This is a genomic window from Bacillus sp. RAR_M1_44, from assembly GCF_020165935.1.
Lineage (GTDB): Bacteria > Bacillota > Bacilli > Bacillales > Bacillaceae > Bacillus > Bacillus altitudinis.
In genome coordinates, this window is the sequence record NZ_JAIUKX010000001.1 from 254,659 (window position 1) to 271,589 (window position 16,931).

Consider the following 16,931-nt stretch of genomic DNA (forward strand, 5'->3'; position numbering starts at 1 on the left):
TCTCCGCCTCGGCTGAAAAAAGACAGCTGCACAAGCTGCCTTTTGCCGTTTCTCAAAGTTAAAAATACAATATCACAATCTTCAGCCACTTTCAACGAGCGTTAAGAATTTGGCGGAATTTTTGATCTGTTCTGAGGGTGAACGATGCTTGGCCTTACTTTTGAGCCAGGAACAGACGTCCGAATGAGCACTTGCCACAAGGCCTTTCCATTAAAAGGAATGAACGGCCACATATAAGGCGTCTGTAAGGAACGAATGGATGTTAAATAAATAAGTAACAGCGTAAAACCGATGATCAATCCATTCAGCTTAAAGATCGCTACTAGTGCTAATATGATCAGTCGGATAATTTTATTAGCGACACTCAGTTCATAACTTGGAGTGGTGAATGTGCCGATGGCTGCAAGCGAGACGTATAATATGACCTCTGGTGTAAATAAACCGACATCAATTGCAATTTGTCCAATCAAAACGGCTGCAATCAAGCCCATGGCAGTCGACAAGGCGGTCGGCGTATGGATGGCCGCCATTCGTAAAAATTCCACCCCAAAATCAGCAAGGAATACTTGGAGAATGACAGGGATATGGGAGGGTTTGTTAAATCCAATATAGCTTAGGTTGTCTGGCAGAAGATTCGGTTCTAGAATAAAAAGAAACCAGATCGGCAAAAGAAAAGTAGAACATAAGATGCCTAAAAAACGCACCCATCTTAAAAAAGTCCCAACCGCTGGCGCCTGGCGGTATTCTTCAGCATGTTGAACGTGATGAAAAATAGTGGTTGGTGTAATGATGACACTAGGGGATGTATCCGTAATGATGATGACATGCCCTTCTAATATATGGTTAGCGGCTACATCTGGGCGCTCGGTGTATCGCACAAGCGGGAAGGGATTATATCCTTGCTTAATGATAAATTCTTCTATTGTTTTATCAGACATCGTCAGTCCGTCAACTTTGATCCCAGACACTTCTTTTTCGATAATATCAACAAGATCAGGGTCAGCAATGTCTTCAATATAACAAACACAGACGTCTGCTTTAGAGCGCTCGCCTACTTTAAGCATTTTGTATCGCAGTTTTTCATCCCGCACTCTTCTGCGAATGAGTGCTGTGTTCACAATAATATTTTCAACAAAGCCGTCTCTTGCACCTCTGACAACCTTTTCTGTATCCGGTTCCTCCGGCATTCTGCCAGGGTAGCTCCTGACATCAATAATAAATGCGTAATTTTCACCTTCGACAACGACTGCCACAAGTCCAGACAGCACTTGATCCACTGCTTCATCAAGCGTTTCAACTTTTGAGACTTGCTGATTGACAAGACGGTTTTCTACCACACGTGCAAGATCATCTGATTCAGGTTCGTTGTCATTGATTTCAATCAGTTCTTTTAATAAATAGATCACATATTGTGTATCACATAATCCATTTACATAGTAAAGCTGGATTTCCTGATCATGGACATAAATTTTCCGAACGCCAAGGTCAAAGCTGAGACCCATCCCGACATTGTCTTTGAAAAAATCTTCATTTTTCTTTGGATCTCGGTACACATGCACCTTGTCTTTCTTCATGGAAACCGCTCCTTTCTAAAATTAATTCGACTGCCTTCATTGTAATGGGGGACCCTTTGCTTAGATCATCTTTCCGTCCCATCTTGCCAATATCTCCAATGCCGACAACAATCGGAAGCTGTAGTGAATCGAGACAATACACTGTATCTCCACTCATTTTGTGTGGTTCCATTTCTGGAAGTCCATGTTTGTCAACGCCGTATTCTGTCAGTTCACCTTCCCGGTCAATGGAGACATGTACCTTTGTCCATTCCGCTTGATGGGTTTTAGATGCGACTGCAATGGCGCCAATCACTTCAATTTCAGGGTGACGTGCTACGTGCTTCATGGCCGTTTCCCCTGTTCCTTCACCTGTTAGACCAGAATCATCAAACATGACAAACACTGGGTCATACGGCGTTTTCAAAATCATCTGGACCAGTTCTGGTCCTGTTCGTTTGCTCGGATTCCCTTTTGAGCTGGAAATACATCTTCCGCCGACTTTCTTTGCGACAAGCTCAATCGTTTTGGCAGCATATATATCTCCGTCTGTCACTAAAATGACTTTGCGTCTTTGCCCCATATTAGGTTATCCTTTCGGTTTAAAGATAAGTGCAATGATAAATGAAAATAAAATCGCAGCTGATATTCCAGCAGAGGTTAACTCAAAAATCCCAATTCCGATTCCAATAAATCCGTGGACATCGGCCTGATGCATCGCCCCATGAAGCAAGCTATGACCAAAGCTTACGATAGGCACGGTAGCACCCGCTCCTGCAAATTCAATAAATTTATCATAAATACCAAACCCGTCTAAAATCGTCCCCGCCACAACAAAGGTGGTCATGACATGTGCCGGTGTGAGTTTCAGTACATCAAGTAAAAGCTGGCCGATCACGCAAATCAGTCCGCCTGCAACAAAAGCAATCAAATAATCCATTAGCTTTCTCCTCCTGCACGCTCAAATACAACTCCATGCGCAATGGTTGGAATGGTCTCTTTTTGCTGAACCATCATTGGGCTGAGAAGCGCCCCGGTTGCCACAACCAATACTCTTTGCAAATTCCCTGCTTTCATTTCTTGAAAGATGTGACTGAATGTCACGACAGCTGAGCAGGCACAGCCGCTGCCTCCAGCGAATACATTTTGATCAGGTGTGTATATGATTAATCCGCAATCATCATGCTTCCGTCCAAGCTGAATGCCATCTTCTTTGAGAAGATCCTTTAAAATAGGCGATCCAATTCCAGATAGATCTCCTGTTAAGATGAGATCATAATCATCTACTGTTCTTCCTAAGTCTTCTAAATGTTGTTTGATTGTGTCTGCCGCTGCAGGCGCCATAGCCGAACCCATATCGAATGGATCTGTAATCCCAAGATCCATCACCCGTCCGACGGTGGCACTTGTAATTTGAATTTGGGAAGGTTCTTGGCTGATGACGACAGCACCGCTCCCTGTCACTGTACTTGTTGCTGTATCGGGTTTTTGCCCGCCATATTCTGTTGGATTACGAAATTGCCGCTCTGCTGTCGCGTTGTGACTGCTTGTGGCAGCAAGCGCTCTATTGGCAAAGCCACCATCTACTAGCGCTGAGGCAATGGCGACTGATTCCATAGATGTGGAGCAGGCACCAAATAAACAAAGAAACGGGATTTTGAGTTCTCTTGCCACATAGTTGGCTGTCACGTTTTGGTTCAGTAAATCTCCTGCCAGCAAAAGGTCAATATCACTTTTTTGCAAATTCGCTTTTGATAAGGCCATTGATATGGCATCATCCATGAGCTGCCTTTCAGCCATTTCCCAGTTCTTTTGATAACAGTGCATTTCATCATAAGTTTTATCAATGAGATGACCGATTGGGCCTTCTTTTTCTTTCGGTCCTGCAGCTGTTCCTTCCGCATTCACATAAAGCTTGTGTTCAAATACCCAAGATTGCTTACCTGTTAGTTTCACGTTTTATTCCTCCTACGAAAACATCTTTTCCAAGACGTATCGAATAATCCCTACGACATATGCCGAGACGACACCAAACACAATGACGTTCCCAGCCAGTTTAAACATGTTGGTCGCTACACCTAACACAAGCCCTTCACTTTTATGCTCAAGAGCCGCACTTGTCATACTGTTTGCAAATCCTGTCACCGGTACAGCTGATCCGGCTCCAGCAAACTGGCCGATTCTATCGTAAATACCAATACCAGTTAAAATAGAAGAAATTAAAATAAGGGTTGCCACCGTTGGATTCCCTGCTGTCTTTTCATTAAAATCAAAAAAGGTAATATAGAAATTTTGCAATCCCTCGCCTATCGCACAAATCAAACCGCCGACAAGAAAAGCCTTGATGCAGTTTAGTACATAAGGAGGTTTCGGCTGATACGTTTTCACTTTAGATGGATAGTTCTCTTTTAAACTTGACACTTGTTGTTCCCTCCACATTTTTAAATATAAATAAGCCAATGAAATAACGAGCCAAACACCTTCCCTAAGACGATGGCCATGAGCAGCAGCACAATTTTCCCGTCCATTCCAATTCTTTTCGTTAAGATAGGAAGTACATTTAACACTTCAGTGAGTGCGGCTGCAAGCATGCCGACAAAAATGCCAGATAAAAGACCGATCGGAAGCGCTAGCCATTTGGATAAATGCAAATGGACTTGACTTAAAGTAGCCCAGCCGCCAACGACCGCTCCACTTATCACGGCAGCCTCATATCCTTGAATGAAACGCTGCGTTTTCGTTAATTGCATTAATCGAGGGATAATACCAAGCACTGTGAGAAACGCCACAAATCCTGCCCCTACCGTTAAACCGCCGCCGAGCCCAACAAGCACCACAAAAAGCCATTTACCGATCATGAATATCTTTCAATGTTTCTTTGTTTTCATTGAGTGCGACATAATGATCAAGATCGAGCTGATATTTAAACATTTCCACTTCAAGCGGACTTGGCTCTTCGTTTAAACGCTTTTTAAACACATGATTGAAAAATAAAATCATGCCAAAACCGAGTCCAAAGCTATATGGAATTTGTAATAAATAAGGATGCTCAACCGTGTTTCCAGTAATCATCTCGTAAAGGCGGATATGAACAAGCCGCATACTAACATCCTCATGGAAATTCATGATGGCAAGGGCCGCTCCGACAAATAAGAGGAGCCATACAAACACGAATAATACGGGGGACAGCTGGCGTTTGCCTGTGTCTATTTCAACAATGGCTTCTGAGCCTCCGACCGTTTGAATGTCGATGTCAGGCCACGCTTTTTTGATCGTTTTGACCACATGCATGATATCTAACACAACGATGTGACGATCCTTTTTGCTGACATGGTATATCGGCATTTTGCTCAACTTTTGCACAGCACTGTCATCTCCAGTGATTTGGGCAATATCCTCTAAATAAATAAGCTGATCATTACCAGTCTTAATCCGATGGCGCAGCCGAATAAAGATTTGTCCGTCCATCCAAGTCACTTCCTATACGATGGGTTAAAAATAGTATGTGGTGAAAAATGGTTCTCATACTGAAAGAACTTGATTTACCGGTAATTACCACACAAAAAAAGCCAGCCGAATTGGCTAGCTGTCTTTTTGATCCATTTGCATTTGGATTTGTTTTAAAATCTTCTTTTCAAGCCGTGAGACTTGCACTTGGGAAATTCCGAGTCTTTCTGCTACTTCTGATTGTGTTTGGTCTTTATAATACCTTAAATAGACAATCAGTTTCTCGCGCTCTTCTAATTCTTTAATCGCCTCTTTCAGCGCAATTTTATCAAACCATCTTTCTTCTGAATGATCGGCAATTTGATCGAGCAACGTAATCGGATCGCCGTCATTTTCATACACGGTTTCATGAATAGATGATGGTGAGCGGACCGCTTCTTGAGCGAGGACGACATCCTCAGGTGTGATGTCCAGATATTCAGCGATTTCCTGAACAGTCGGCATTCGTCCATGAGATTTAGACAATTCGTCCCTTGCCCGCCTAATTTTATTTCCAAGTTCCTTTAAGGACCTGCTGACTTTGACGGTTCCATCATCACGAATGAAACGCTGAATTTCACCAATGATCATTGGAACGGCATAGGTCGAAAACTTCACATCATAAGACAAATCAAATTTATCAACAGATTTCAGCAGGCCAATACAGCCTATTTGGAACAGATCATCTGGTTCATATCCTCTATTTAAAAAGCGCTGAACAACGGACCAAACAAGACGCATGTTTTTTTCTACGAGGAGGTCTCTTGCTTGTTGATCTCCGTCTTGGCTTTTTTTGATGAGCTGTTTCACTTCATCATTAGACAGCTGTGCTTTTTTTGCTTGCTTTTTTACCTCCACATCCATATGAGCAGCTCCTTAATTACAAAGCGCTTTGCTTTTTGATAGATGCTTTGTTAAGCGGATCGTTGTGCCCATTTCTGGAGATGAGTCCACCATGACATCATCCATAAAGTTCTCCATGATCGTAAAACCCATCCCGGAACGCTCTAAGTCTGGTTTCGTCGTAAAAAGCGGCTGTCTTGCTTCCTCAAGATCTGAAATGCCCATGCCTTCGTCTCGAATCGTCAGATACACAATATGGTCATCCAGTGTGACGCTAATGTGCACCTTGCCGTCTGGATTCCCGTCATACCCGTGAATGATCGAGTTCGTGACCGCCTCTGATACAACGGTTTTGATTTCTGTTAGCTCATCTAATGTTGGATCGAGCTGAGCGATGAATGCTGCCACCGTTACTCTTGCAAAAGATTCGTTTTGACTTAAAGCAGAAAAAGTCAAATTCATTTCATTTGTCATGATGCCACCCCCAATGTTTGTAGCGCAGTTTGCTCTGAAGGCTCCATACGAATAATTTTAAACAAGCCGGACATATCAAATAAACGGTTCACTGCTGGCGAGATCGCACAGACGACCATTTCACCGCCAAGCTGTTTAATTTCTTTGTATCTTCCTAAAATCACTCCGAGCCCAGAGCTGTCCATAAACGATAAATCAGCTAAATTCAGTACGATGTGGCGAATGTCCTCTGTTTCCAAATAATTCGTCACCTTTTGTCTCAATGTCTCTGCGGAGTGATGATCAAGCTCCCCTGTCAACCGAATGCAAAGTACGCTCTCTTTTATTTGAAAATCAATACCAAGGCTCATCTTTTCTTCCTCCTTGCTCTATTTTCGGATAAAGAATGTTTCTCTTTCTTCACATGCAAATCCTTCACCATGACAAAACTAGTGATCATTCGTCACATTTAGATGTTCTTTTCGTTCATAGCAAAAAAGACTGCCAGTTGCAGCAGTCTTTCACCTTTTACTTCCATTTAACAAATTCGGCCATAGCCCGTTTGAAGAACGTCCAAACACCGGCTTTTTCCATATCTTCTTTCGCTTCAACAGGACTTTCATGAAGCACTTTTCCATCTTTTTTCAAGATGATGGTGCCAAGTTTCTTTCCTTTTGAAAATGGGGCTGTGACATCTTGAGTTAATTTAATTTCTTTTTTGATCTGATCGACATTTTCGCCTTTTTTCGTTAGAAGAGAAATCGGTTCAGACGTGACAAGCTGAATTTTTTTCTTTTTCCCTTTGCTCACTTTGATCTCTGCTACGTCTTGACCACGCTTGTACAGAGGATGCGTTGTATATTGACTAAAAGCGTAATCCAGCATTTTGACGACTTGGGCATTTCTGTCTTTTGGTGTACTTGCGCCGAATACAACAGCAATCACGCGCATGTTCCCTTTTTTAGCGGATGCAGTTAGACAGTATTTCGCCTCGCCTGTAAACCCTGTTTTCACCCCATCCACACCTGGATAAAATTTAATGAGACGGTTTGTATTCACAAGCCAGAATTTTTTATCTGTGTTCTGACGAAGATAGTCTTCGTATACACCTGTAAACTTGGTGATCTCTTCATATTTCAACAGCTCTTTCGCCATTTTTGCCATATCATGAGCCGTGCTGTAATGATCTTTTTCAGGAAGTCCTGTTGGATTTTGAAAGACCGTTGAGGTGAGCCCAAGCTCTTTTGCCTTTTTGTTCATTTGCTCAACAAACTGTTCTTCAGATCCAGCAATATGTTCTGCCATGGCAACTGAAGCATCGTTTCCTGACGCAATCGCAATGCCTTTTAGCATGTCTTTAACCGTCATTTCTTCTCCCGGTTCAAGGAAAATTTGTGAGCCCCCCATAGATGCTGCATGATCGCTCGTTCTTACTTTATCAGTCATTTTTAATTTTCCTTGATCCATCGCTTCCATGATGAGAAGCATCGTCATGATTTTGGTCATACTTGCAGGGGCAAGCTTTTCATCACTGTTTTTGTTGTAAAGCACTTTTCCCGTGTCACGTTCCATTAAAATCGCTGATTTGGCTTCATGCGCCAATTCTGATGATTGTTTTTCTCCTGGCTTTTCAATCTTTTCTTTTGCCATCGCTGATGGTGAAACCATTGAGATAAGGATCATTAAAGTAAACAATGCACATATATGACGTTTCAAGTGGCAGACCTCCATTATCGTAATCCTTTCTATTTTTTCCTCATAAAGGCTGTTTTATTCAGAGATCGTTTGATTGCCATAAAAAAAAGCCCTCTGTTTCATGAACAGAAGGCTTTTTTCACACGATCTATGAGAGTTGTTTGACAACATCTTTCACTAAATCCAGGAAACTTGCTTTCACTTTTTCCGTCACTTCGATCACTTCATCATGAGAAAGCGGCTGATCTAAAATACCTGAAGCCGCATTAGAGATGCATGAAATACCAAGTACTTTTATGCCTGCATGACGTGCTACAATCACTTCTGGCACAGTCGACATACCGACTGCATCAGCGCCAAGCGTTCTGAGGAAACGAACCTCTGCCGGTGTTTCATATGAAGGGCCTGTCATTCCTGCATAAACCCCTTGCTGCACAGATATGCCTAAATGTTTAGCCGTTTTCTCTGCAAGTGCCAGCAAATCTTTATCATACGGTGCAGACATATCAGGGAAACGAACCCCTTGACTGTCGTTTGGTCCAATTAACGGATTGGTCCCCATCATATTGATATGATCTGTAATCAGCATGAGATCGCCAGGATGGAAGGACGTATTCACACCGCCAGCTGCATTTGTCACAATACATGTCTCAATGCCGATTTCTTTCATCACACGGACAGGAAATGTCACCTGCTTCATATCATACCCTTCATAGTAATGGAAACGTCCTTGCATGGCACAAACGACCGTGCCTTTCAGCGTTCCAATGACGAGCTGGCCTGCATGCCCTTCTACTGTTGAAACAGGGAATCCAGGAATATCTTCATATTTCAATTTGATTGGATTTTCAATCTCATCGGCTAAAATGCCAAGACCTGAACCTAAAATCAATCCAACTGTTGGTACATATGTCGATGCTTGTTTAATGTATGCCGCCGCTTCTGAAAACTGTGCTCCCACGTGATTTCCCCCTATTTGAGTTGAGATAAAAAGCTTGTTCCGTATTTTGGCAGCGTTGATTTAAAATTATCTGCTACCGTTGCCCCAAGATCAGCAAATGTTTTCGCTGTTGGAAGCTCATTCGCTTCTTGATGCTTTTTGCTGTAAGCAATAAGCGGAACGTATTCTCTTGTATGATCTGTTCCGTGATGAACCGGGTCATTTCCGTGATCTGCTGTGATCACAAGCAGATCATCCTCTTTTAATAGATCAAACACTTCAGGTAGACGTGCGTCAAATTCCTCTAGTGCCTTACCGTAGCCTTCTGGATCTCTTCTATGTCCATAAAGCGCGTCAAAATCGACCAGATTTAAGAAGCTAAGCCCAGTAAAGTCTGTTTTCAGCGTATCAACTAGCTTGTCCATTCCATCCATGTTGGATTTCGTTCTGAGTGAAGAGGTGATTCCTTCTCCATCATAAATATCAGAGATTTTTCCGATCGCAATGACATCTAGTCCATCATCTTTCAGTTCATTCATGACGGTACGATCGAATGGTTTTAATGCATAGTCATGACGATTTGGTGTTCTAACAAATGCCCCCGGCTCCCCGACAAATGGACGAGCGATGATGCGCCCTACCATATATTTTTCATCTAAAGTCAGTTCACGTGCGATTTCGCAAATGCGGTAAAGTTCGTCTAATGGCACAACTTCTTCGTGTGCAGCAATTTGCAGCACAGAATCTGCTGAAGTATAAACGATTAAATCGCCTGTTTTCATATGCTCTTCGCCAAGCTCATCAAGAATTTCTGTACCAGACGCTGGTTTATTTCCAATGATGCCGCGCCCTGTTTTTTCTTTTAATTCATTTAACAGTTCATCTGGAAAGCCGTCTGGAAAGACTTTAAATGGTGTGTCGATGTAAAGACCCATGATTTCCCAATGCCCTGTCATTGTGTCTTTCCCGTTGGATGCTTCTTGCATTTTCCCATAATACGCAAGCGGTTTTTCGTCCGCTGGAATTCCTTTAATTTCTTTAATATGACTTAGCCCAAGCTTCGCCATATTCGGCATATGAAGCCCGTTCATTTTTTCAGCAATATGTCCAAGTGTATCTGCACCTACATCATTAAAATCAGCAGCATCAGGTGCTTCCCCGATTCCTACTGAATCCATCACAATGAGGAAAATACGTTTATACTGATAATCAGGCATAAAAAAGCGCCTCCTTCAATATTCTTGTCCTTTCACCTTTCACAACTGGAGAGGTCAGACATCTCAAGTATAAACCGTTTTCAAGTCAATTGACAACCATAAACGGTCCAAACATAAAAAAGCATGATACACGTTCACCGTGCCATGCTTTACTTATGCCCTTGGATGGAATTTGTGATACACGTCTTTTAATCTTGTTTTTGTGACATGTGTGTAAATTTGTGTAGTAGAAATATCGGCATGTCCGAGCATTTCCTGTACGGCTCTAAGATCCGCACCGTTTTCAAGCAAATGTGTCGCAAATGAATGTCTGAGCGTATGAGGCGTCAATTCTTTTTGAATACCTGCTTCTATGGCTCGTTTCTTTAAGTTCTTCCAAAAGCCCTGCCGCGACATTTTTTTTCCGTGATGATTCAGAAATAAGGCATCGGCCGGCTGTTTTTTGAGCAGCTTGTTTCTTCCTTTTTCTATATACACTTCAATCGCACTTGCAGCAGCTTCACCAATAGGCACGATCCGCTCTTTTCTTCCTTTTCCAAAACAGCGGATAAACCCCATGGTCAGATGCACATCTGCAAGAGTCAGATCAAGCATTTCACTTACGCGAATACCTGTTGCATATAAAAGTTCGAGCATGGCTTTGTCACGGTAGTCAAATGGTGTTTGCTGCTTAGGTGTATCGAGCAGCTTTTCTACCTCATCTAATGATAGAACTTTCGGTAATTTCCGCTCTGTTTTTTGTGATTCAATGTTCCATGACGGGTCATCTGTTGTCACTTTTTCACGGAGCAAAAATTGATGAAAGGAGCGTATCGATGATAGATGACGGACGGACGTTTTACTCGATTTCCCCTCGTCTTTTAACTGTTTTAAATAATGAATAATATGAAGGCGTGTGACGTCTTTTACATCTGTCAATTGTTCATGCGTCATTAAAAAAGACAAATAGTTCTGTAAATCTCTTTTATAAGAGACAATGGTATTTTCAGAGAGTCCTCTCTCTACTGTCATAAAATGAATAAAGTCGGATAATTGATCCTTCAATGGTTTCTACTCCCCGTTTTGATAAAAATAAATCAATCGATCCTGCCAGCTGTCTTGTTTCGGCTGATCCATTTCCATCACTTTTATCGCTGCACCTTCTGGTTTATCATAACGATGATAGCTTTCATATTCTGAATTTATCCATATCATAGCATAATAGAACAGGACGGTAAAACCAGTGAACAAGATAAATACTTTCATTACTTCCCCTGTTGTTTTGAGCCATTTTCGCATGTTCTTCATGTCCTTTCTCGTGTTCTCATTACTTCAGCATATGCCAGGTGGGACAAGGAATATACAGCGAACATGCAAAAAACCTTTTCATCTTGAATGAAAAGGTTCCAATTCGGATTATTTGCCGGATTCATCATCATGACACCGGTGGCAAATACCATGGAATGTCAATCTATGATCCTTAATTTTAAATTTCCAGTCGCGTTCAATAATCTCTTCAACATCTTCTAATAAATCATCTTCTATCTCATCGACTGTCCCGCATTCCATGCAGACAAGATGGTGATGGAAGTGAGCGGCTCCTTCTTTGCGAAGATCATATCGCGAAACGCCGTCTCCAAAGTTAATTTTATCAACAACTTTCAGTTCAGTAAGCAATTCTAACGTCCGATAAACAGTAGCAAGACCAATTTCAGGAGACTTCTCTTTTACGAGGAGGTATACATCTTCTGCACTTAAATGGTCTTCTTCATTCTCAAGCAGTACTCTTACTGTTGCTTCACGCTGTGGCGTGAGCTTATAGCTGGAAGAATGAAGCTGTTTCTTAATTCGATCAATCCGATTTTCCATTGACTTTCCCTCCTACGCCACATTACTTGATCATTATATCAAATGATGTGCAGAGAGCCAACTATAATCATTTTAAATTGATAAATAAATTGATTATTATTTAATAACGATTATAAAATCATCAAAACAGAACACCTGCCAGCTTTTTCATCAGCATGAATGATAAGTATGATTCAAAAAAGGACGAAAGAGCAGCGAGGGTTAAAATCATCAGTAGAACAGAAGCATACCGGCCAAACCAATGGATTGGCGCTTGACTGATGGTTTTTTTCATAAAAAGCTGACCAATTAAACGAATGGAGAACGCAATCGCACAAGTTCCGATCACTAAATACGCAGGAATGAGCAAGATATTTTGAGGAAGCACCGAGATAAAAGATAGAAAAAAACCGCTAAGCCCCATTTGATTGACCAAAAAACCAACAGTAAACCCAACTACAATCCCTTTTAAAAAAATCATCAGAAAAATAAGTGGCAGGCCAATGATGGAAATTCCGAGTATCCACATGAGGCCCAAATATTTCATATGATGCAAAAAGCTTTGCAAAAACATGTCTTTTGATTCTGCTGCTTTCTCATTCGTCAGTTGACCAAAAAATTGATTTAAATAGTAGAATAAATCCTCTTTCTGACTCATTGTCATACTATTGACGATAATGGCTCCAAAAATGACGCCCATTAAAAATAGTACAGAAACAAACAAATAAATCGATACATGATCTTTCACGTGCTGAAGAAGATGTTCTTTCCAAGACTTTTTCCGCATGCGCCTTCCTCCCAAATAGTAAAGGTTACTAGATTCTATGAGAGAGCAGACGAAACATGACAGTTTTATAAAAAGAAAAACGAGAAAGCAGCTGTACACCGCTCTCTCGTTTCCTTTATCGTGCAGCTTTTTGTACGTTCACAAGCCCAGCGCCATAATAAAAAGGTTCGCCAAGTTTTGTTGCCGTTTTTGTCAGCCTTTCACGCAATTCATCATTTGTCAGATTCGGATGTTTTGATAGAATGACTGCCGCAGCACCAGCTACATGAGGTGATGCCATAGACGTTCCACTCTTATATCCATATTCGTTATGAGGAATGGTACTTAATGTTGAAACACCTGGTGCTGATACTTCCACTTCTTCCCCAACAGAGGAATCAAAGGCTCTTTGCTTTCGTTGATCCACAGATGCGACTGCCATGACAGAGCTGTATTTGGCCGGGTAATCTATCGTATTAAGTGACCCGTAGCTCCCAGCATTTCCTGCAGATGCGACAATGAGAATCCCGTTGTCATAAGCTCGATCTACCGCTTCTTTCAGCGCCTCCGATTCACTTGCTCCCCCCATACTAATATTGATAACATCCATCTCATTCTCAATCGCCCATTCAATGCCTTTAATGATCCAGCTATAGTAGCCGTCACCATTTTCATCTGCCACTTTCACCGCATAGATCGAAGCTTTTGGTGCCACACCAACGACGCCTACTTTATTATCTAATGCTGCGATCGTGCCTGCAACGTGAGTTCCGTGTTCATGCGGGTCAACGAGCGGATCGGACTCTGTTGGAACAAAGCTGACACCACCAGTTACATGTAAATCTTCATGCTTGCCGTCGATTCCACTGTCAAGAACAGCTACTTTGACATTCTGTCCGGCATATCCTCGTTTATGTACCTTTTGTGCTTTGATGCTTTTGATGCCATAAGGAACGCTTTGACCGCTTGTTTTTGCTTTTTGGTCTTCCTCAATAAAAGTAACTTCTTTTGCTTGATGTAGTTTTTCTTTTGATGCTTCGTTCAACGAAACTTTCATAATATCTATTTTCTCTATTGATTCTTTCACATGACCGCCGGCTTTTTCAACAAGCTGTTTTTGTGTTTTGTCTTGAACGGAAGAAGAAAAACCGATCATATACTCTTTTTTTGCTTGATCCTTTGCAGATACATCTGATGCGCCGAATGTCATCGATGCCAGTAGCATACTTGCCATACAAAGCCCTGCTCCAAATGATTTGACCTTCACGATACCCACTCTCCCTTTCATTTCTTTTTGTCATTTAACTACATTTTTAGACAAAAAGAAACGACCGTTTGTCCTATTTTTTAAAATTCTTCCAATTATTTGATCTACTTGTCACAAAAAAGCAAAATAAAAATGCTTATGATCCTGTTCATAGCGATCATAAGCATTCCTACCTTTATGTTTTTTCATCATATGCTGCAAGGCTTCTTGTTTTGTTTTTGTCTTTCTTTCGTGTGTACTAAAATGCGGTATATTTCCTCTCGATTGTTCTGGATTTCGACTGTGCTGCCTTTGAAGGTGTTCTCTCTTTTTCTTTGCTTTGCTTTTTCCCATTTCTCAAAACCCCTTTCGTTGTCGTTATGATACATGAAAGCACCTAAAAAAGATAGACGTATACACGCCTATCTCAAATTGTTGACAAAAGGCTAAAATGTACTTGATTTTAGCCTTTTGTCTTCTTTTCAGCGTGATAGAAAACCTTTGCAGTCTAGGAAGGACAGCTACTTTCACGGAGCGAATTTGACATTCGTGAGCACCGGAGCGCAGGACTGACAAAGAATGCGAGGGTTTGTCTACACGCTGAGATAGACGTAGACACGCCTATCTTTCTTTTCTCACCATATCAAGATGCGGAATTCCATCCTCATCATAACAATCTGAGACAGCTTCGAAGCCAAACGATTCGTAGAACGATTTCAAATAAGCCTGTGCTTGGATTTTAATCTTTGTTTCGCCTAATTCACTGAGCTTTTTTATCGCCTGATCGAGCAGGATCTTCCCGTAACCTTTTTTCCGGCCGGCCTTCGTCACAAGGACACGACCAATGGATGCCTCTTTGTACATGACCCCGCTTTGGAAAATGCGGCAATAAGCCACAATCGTGCCGTTCTCTTTGGCGATGACATGCAGCGCCTCTTGATCACGATGATCAATTTCAGGATAAGGACATGTTTGTTCTACAACAAACACATTCACTCTTTCCATTAAAATCAGGTAAAGGTCCTCTTTAGACAGTTGTTCAAATGTGTGACATGTCCATTTAAGTTGATTCATGATTGATATCCACCTTACCGTAGACTCCGCCTCCGCCAGCGATCAGTCCAACTTCACCTTTTCTTGCTTTGATGATGTAATCGGCTGTTTTCTCAGGCAGGACCGTTTTTAATTCTTGTTCTGTTGCTTGATGAAGAATATTCATCTCTGTATGAAAGACAGCTTTTAACTTTTCTAACGTTTTGGCTCCAACACCCGGAATAAAATGAAGGGGAAGCTGGTGAACATAAGGAGGCCTTATTCCTTTGTCACTTTCTTGGTCAGCAAGCTCCTTTAACCGCTCACTCACCCCTTTTGTCATTCGGGTATGGCCGCATGCTTGGCACTTTTCTTGCTCTTGACTGTCAGGTCTTACCCCGCATTTCTCACAGGTCGTATGATAATACTTTCCGAGCCGCGGAGCGAGCCCATAATTTCCAGTGATGTTTCTGCCATCTTTTCCTTGAAGCGCTAGCTCAAATTCAGCAAAGGAGGCATGATCCATTCGGATCTTCGTATATTCTCGCGCAATTTTCCCTAAAGAATGGGCATCTGAATTTGTTAAAAAAGGATAGCGGTTTAGCTCACTTAGCTGGGAGGCCATAGATGTATCACAGCTAAGGCCAAGCTCAACAGCATCAATGAGTTCTGGATCGAATACTTCGGTTAAAGACTTATTGACCCCTTTACCGTATAAACTTTTATGCGGCGTAAAAATATGGGCAGGAATAAATAATCCCCCTAGTTCCTTCACCTTATGCTGAAGCGTTCTCCCATCCACATATAACCGCTGTGAACTCAAATGCACATTTTTCATATGAAGAGAAAGCCATGCGGAAAACTCAGACATTTTACGAAGCGTGGGCATAAAGGCAAGCACATGAATCGGACCTTTTGATTGGTCATCATTGATTTCTAGCTCACTGCCTAAAAGCAAAACGGTCTTTCCAAATGATAAACCGCCATCGCTTAGTTCAGTGTACGTGCCTTCCTCTACACCTTCTATCAATTCTTCTAGGACTTCAGGAGATTGTGCATCAATCACACCAATCATCCCCATCCCTTTACTTTGAGACGCTTCAATGAGAATTTGGTCAATGGTCAATGACCTTGCACCTGTAATTTTGACAGCCCTGCCTGTTCTTGTTCGACCAATATGAATATGGATATCTGCAAAGAATTCCCTCATTTTGTAGACTTAAGTACCTCTTGCAATTGTAAGTATTGAATGGCATAGGCTGTTTTCGCATCATAAATATGTTGTTTTTCGATGAGGTGCAGTGCTTCTTCTAGTGAAACTTCCATCACTTCGACAAATTCATCCTCATCCAGCTCTCGTTTCTCTTCAAGTGGGACGAGCTGATCGGCAAGGTAGATATGAACAATTTCATCCGCAAACCCTGGTGATGTATAAAAGGCGGTCAGCTTTTGGAGCGCCTGAGTTGTATAACCTGTTTCTTCTTCTAATTCTCTCAGTGCTGTATGTGCCGGCTCTTCTCCTTTTTCTAATTTTCCAGCCGGAATCTCAACGATGGCTCTCTCCAGTGCTTTACGGTATTGCTTGACCAAAATGATTTTATTTTCGTCTGTACGTGCAATGACTGCTACTGCACCTGGATGTTTAATGATTTCGCGTTTGCCTGGTTTTCCGTTCGGCAATTCTACATCTTCAAGAACCAAGTCAATGATTTTTCCGTTATATAATGTTTTTGACGATAATGTTTTTTCTTCAAAGTCCTTCAATTTTGTCAGCTCCTCGTTCTACTTTCACTTTTTACTTCATTCATTTTAACATAGATGTTTTAGGAGAAGCCAAAATGCGGATGCCTGCTTCAATGCGCCTTTTGAAATC

22 protein-coding genes are annotated in these 16,931 nt (G+C 41.7%); all 22 read right to left on the reverse strand.

What is annotated here, in order from left to right:
- Positions 1–101 precede the first annotated feature (101 nt).
- On the reverse strand, positions 102–1,574 hold the full coding sequence (locus tag LCD34_RS01330) for a spore germination protein (RefSeq protein WP_007501043.1): 1,473 nt from the start codon (positions 1,572–1,574) through the stop codon (positions 102–104).
- Positions 1,528–2,136, reverse strand: coding sequence for a stage V sporulation protein AE (locus tag LCD34_RS01335; protein ID WP_017367529.1), 609 nt, complete (start codon positions 2,134–2,136; stop codon positions 1,528–1,530). The genes LCD34_RS01330 and LCD34_RS01335 overlap by 47 nt, the downstream gene beginning before the upstream one ends.
- Before the next feature lie 6 nt (positions 2,137–2,142).
- Positions 2,143–2,493: a stage V sporulation protein AE gene (spoVAE, locus tag LCD34_RS01340; protein WP_007501045.1), complete on the reverse strand. Its 351-nt coding sequence runs from the start codon at positions 2,491–2,493 to the stop codon at positions 2,143–2,145.
- A complete protein-coding gene (gene spoVAD, locus LCD34_RS01345) occupies positions 2,493–3,509 on the reverse strand; it encodes a stage V sporulation protein AD (RefSeq protein WP_008344437.1) in 1,017 nt (338 codons plus the stop codon). The genes spoVAE and spoVAD overlap by 1 nt, the downstream gene beginning before the upstream one ends.
- A 12-nt stretch (positions 3,510–3,521) precedes the next feature.
- Positions 3,522–3,974: a stage V sporulation protein AC gene (gene spoVAC, locus LCD34_RS01350; RefSeq protein WP_008344436.1), complete on the reverse strand. Its 453-nt coding sequence runs from the start codon at positions 3,972–3,974 to the stop codon at positions 3,522–3,524.
- Positions 3,975–3,994: 20 nt separating this feature from the next.
- On the reverse strand, positions 3,995–4,411 hold the full coding sequence (locus tag LCD34_RS01355; RefSeq protein ID WP_007501049.1) for a stage V sporulation protein AB: 417 nt from the start codon (positions 4,409–4,411) through the stop codon (positions 3,995–3,997).
- Complete coding sequence (locus LCD34_RS01360) at positions 4,401–5,021, reverse strand: stage V sporulation protein AA (RefSeq protein WP_008344433.1); 621 nt, start codon at positions 5,019–5,021, stop codon at positions 4,401–4,403. Before LCD34_RS01360 ends, LCD34_RS01355 begins: the two co-directional genes overlap by 11 nt.
- A 114-nt stretch (positions 5,022–5,135) precedes the next feature.
- On the reverse strand, positions 5,136–5,903 hold the full coding sequence (gene sigF / locus LCD34_RS01365) for an RNA polymerase sporulation sigma factor SigF (protein WP_007501051.1): 768 nt from the start codon (positions 5,901–5,903) through the stop codon (positions 5,136–5,138).
- Positions 5,904–5,915: 12 nt separating this feature from the next.
- Positions 5,916–6,356 (reverse strand): anti-sigma F factor, encoded by a 441-nt coding sequence (gene spoIIAB / locus LCD34_RS01370; RefSeq protein WP_007501052.1) that lies wholly within the window; start codon positions 6,354–6,356, stop codon positions 5,916–5,918.
- A complete protein-coding gene (gene spoIIAA / locus LCD34_RS01375; protein WP_008344431.1) occupies positions 6,353–6,706 on the reverse strand; it encodes an anti-sigma F factor antagonist in 354 nt (117 codons plus the stop codon). Before spoIIAA ends, spoIIAB begins: the two co-directional genes overlap by 4 nt.
- A 157-nt stretch (positions 6,707–6,863) precedes the next feature.
- On the reverse strand, positions 6,864–8,018 hold the full coding sequence (locus tag LCD34_RS01380; protein WP_224559317.1) for a D-alanyl-D-alanine carboxypeptidase family protein: 1,155 nt from the start codon (positions 8,016–8,018) through the stop codon (positions 6,864–6,866).
- A gap of 160 nt (positions 8,019–8,178) precedes the next feature.
- Positions 8,179–8,991, reverse strand: a complete 813-nt coding sequence (locus LCD34_RS01385; RefSeq protein WP_008344425.1) for a purine-nucleoside phosphorylase — start codon at positions 8,989–8,991, stop codon at positions 8,179–8,181.
- An 11-nt stretch (positions 8,992–9,002) separates the two neighbouring features.
- Positions 9,003–10,187 (reverse strand): phosphopentomutase, encoded by a 1,185-nt coding sequence (gene deoB / locus LCD34_RS01390; RefSeq protein ID WP_224558431.1) that lies wholly within the window; start codon positions 10,185–10,187, stop codon positions 9,003–9,005.
- A 153-nt stretch (positions 10,188–10,340) separates the two neighbouring features.
- On the reverse strand, positions 10,341–11,231 hold the full coding sequence (xerD, locus tag LCD34_RS01395) for a site-specific tyrosine recombinase XerD (RefSeq protein WP_007501057.1): 891 nt from the start codon (positions 11,229–11,231) through the stop codon (positions 10,341–10,343).
- A gap of 6 nt (positions 11,232–11,237) precedes the next feature.
- Positions 11,238–11,465, reverse strand: coding sequence for a YqzK family protein (locus LCD34_RS01400; RefSeq protein ID WP_008344420.1), 228 nt, complete (start codon positions 11,463–11,465; stop codon positions 11,238–11,240).
- A 117-nt stretch (positions 11,466–11,582) separates the two neighbouring features.
- On the reverse strand, positions 11,583–12,035 hold the full coding sequence (gene fur, locus LCD34_RS01405) for a ferric iron uptake transcriptional regulator (RefSeq protein WP_003215577.1): 453 nt from the start codon (positions 12,033–12,035) through the stop codon (positions 11,583–11,585).
- A 121-nt stretch (positions 12,036–12,156) separates the two neighbouring features.
- The gene (gene spoIIM, locus LCD34_RS01410) at positions 12,157–12,801 is read right to left on the reverse strand and encodes a stage II sporulation protein M (RefSeq protein WP_048003384.1); all 645 of its coding nucleotides are present in this window, start codon (positions 12,799–12,801) and stop codon (positions 12,157–12,159) included.
- Positions 12,802–12,916: 115 nt separating this feature from the next.
- Positions 12,917–14,047 (reverse strand): S8 family peptidase, encoded by a 1,131-nt coding sequence (locus LCD34_RS01415; RefSeq protein WP_318010714.1) that lies wholly within the window; start codon positions 14,045–14,047, stop codon positions 12,917–12,919.
- Between the two features lie 111 nt (positions 14,048–14,158).
- Positions 14,159–14,380, reverse strand: coding sequence for a hypothetical protein (locus LCD34_RS01420; protein WP_024718937.1), 222 nt, complete (start codon positions 14,378–14,380; stop codon positions 14,159–14,161).
- A 267-nt stretch (positions 14,381–14,647) separates the two neighbouring features.
- Positions 14,648–15,100, reverse strand: a complete 453-nt coding sequence (locus LCD34_RS01425) for a GNAT family N-acetyltransferase (protein WP_099496586.1) — start codon at positions 15,098–15,100, stop codon at positions 14,648–14,650.
- The gene (locus LCD34_RS01430; RefSeq protein ID WP_224558432.1) at positions 15,087–16,268 is read right to left on the reverse strand and encodes a TIGR00375 family protein; all 1,182 of its coding nucleotides are present in this window, start codon (positions 16,266–16,268) and stop codon (positions 15,087–15,089) included. Before LCD34_RS01430 ends, LCD34_RS01425 begins: the two co-directional genes overlap by 14 nt.
- Entirely contained in the window at positions 16,265–16,822 is a 558-nt protein-coding gene (locus LCD34_RS01435) for an NUDIX hydrolase (protein ID WP_024718940.1), read from the reverse strand. The genes LCD34_RS01430 and LCD34_RS01435 overlap by 4 nt, the downstream gene beginning before the upstream one ends.
- Between the last annotated feature and the right edge of the window lie 109 nt (positions 16,823–16,931).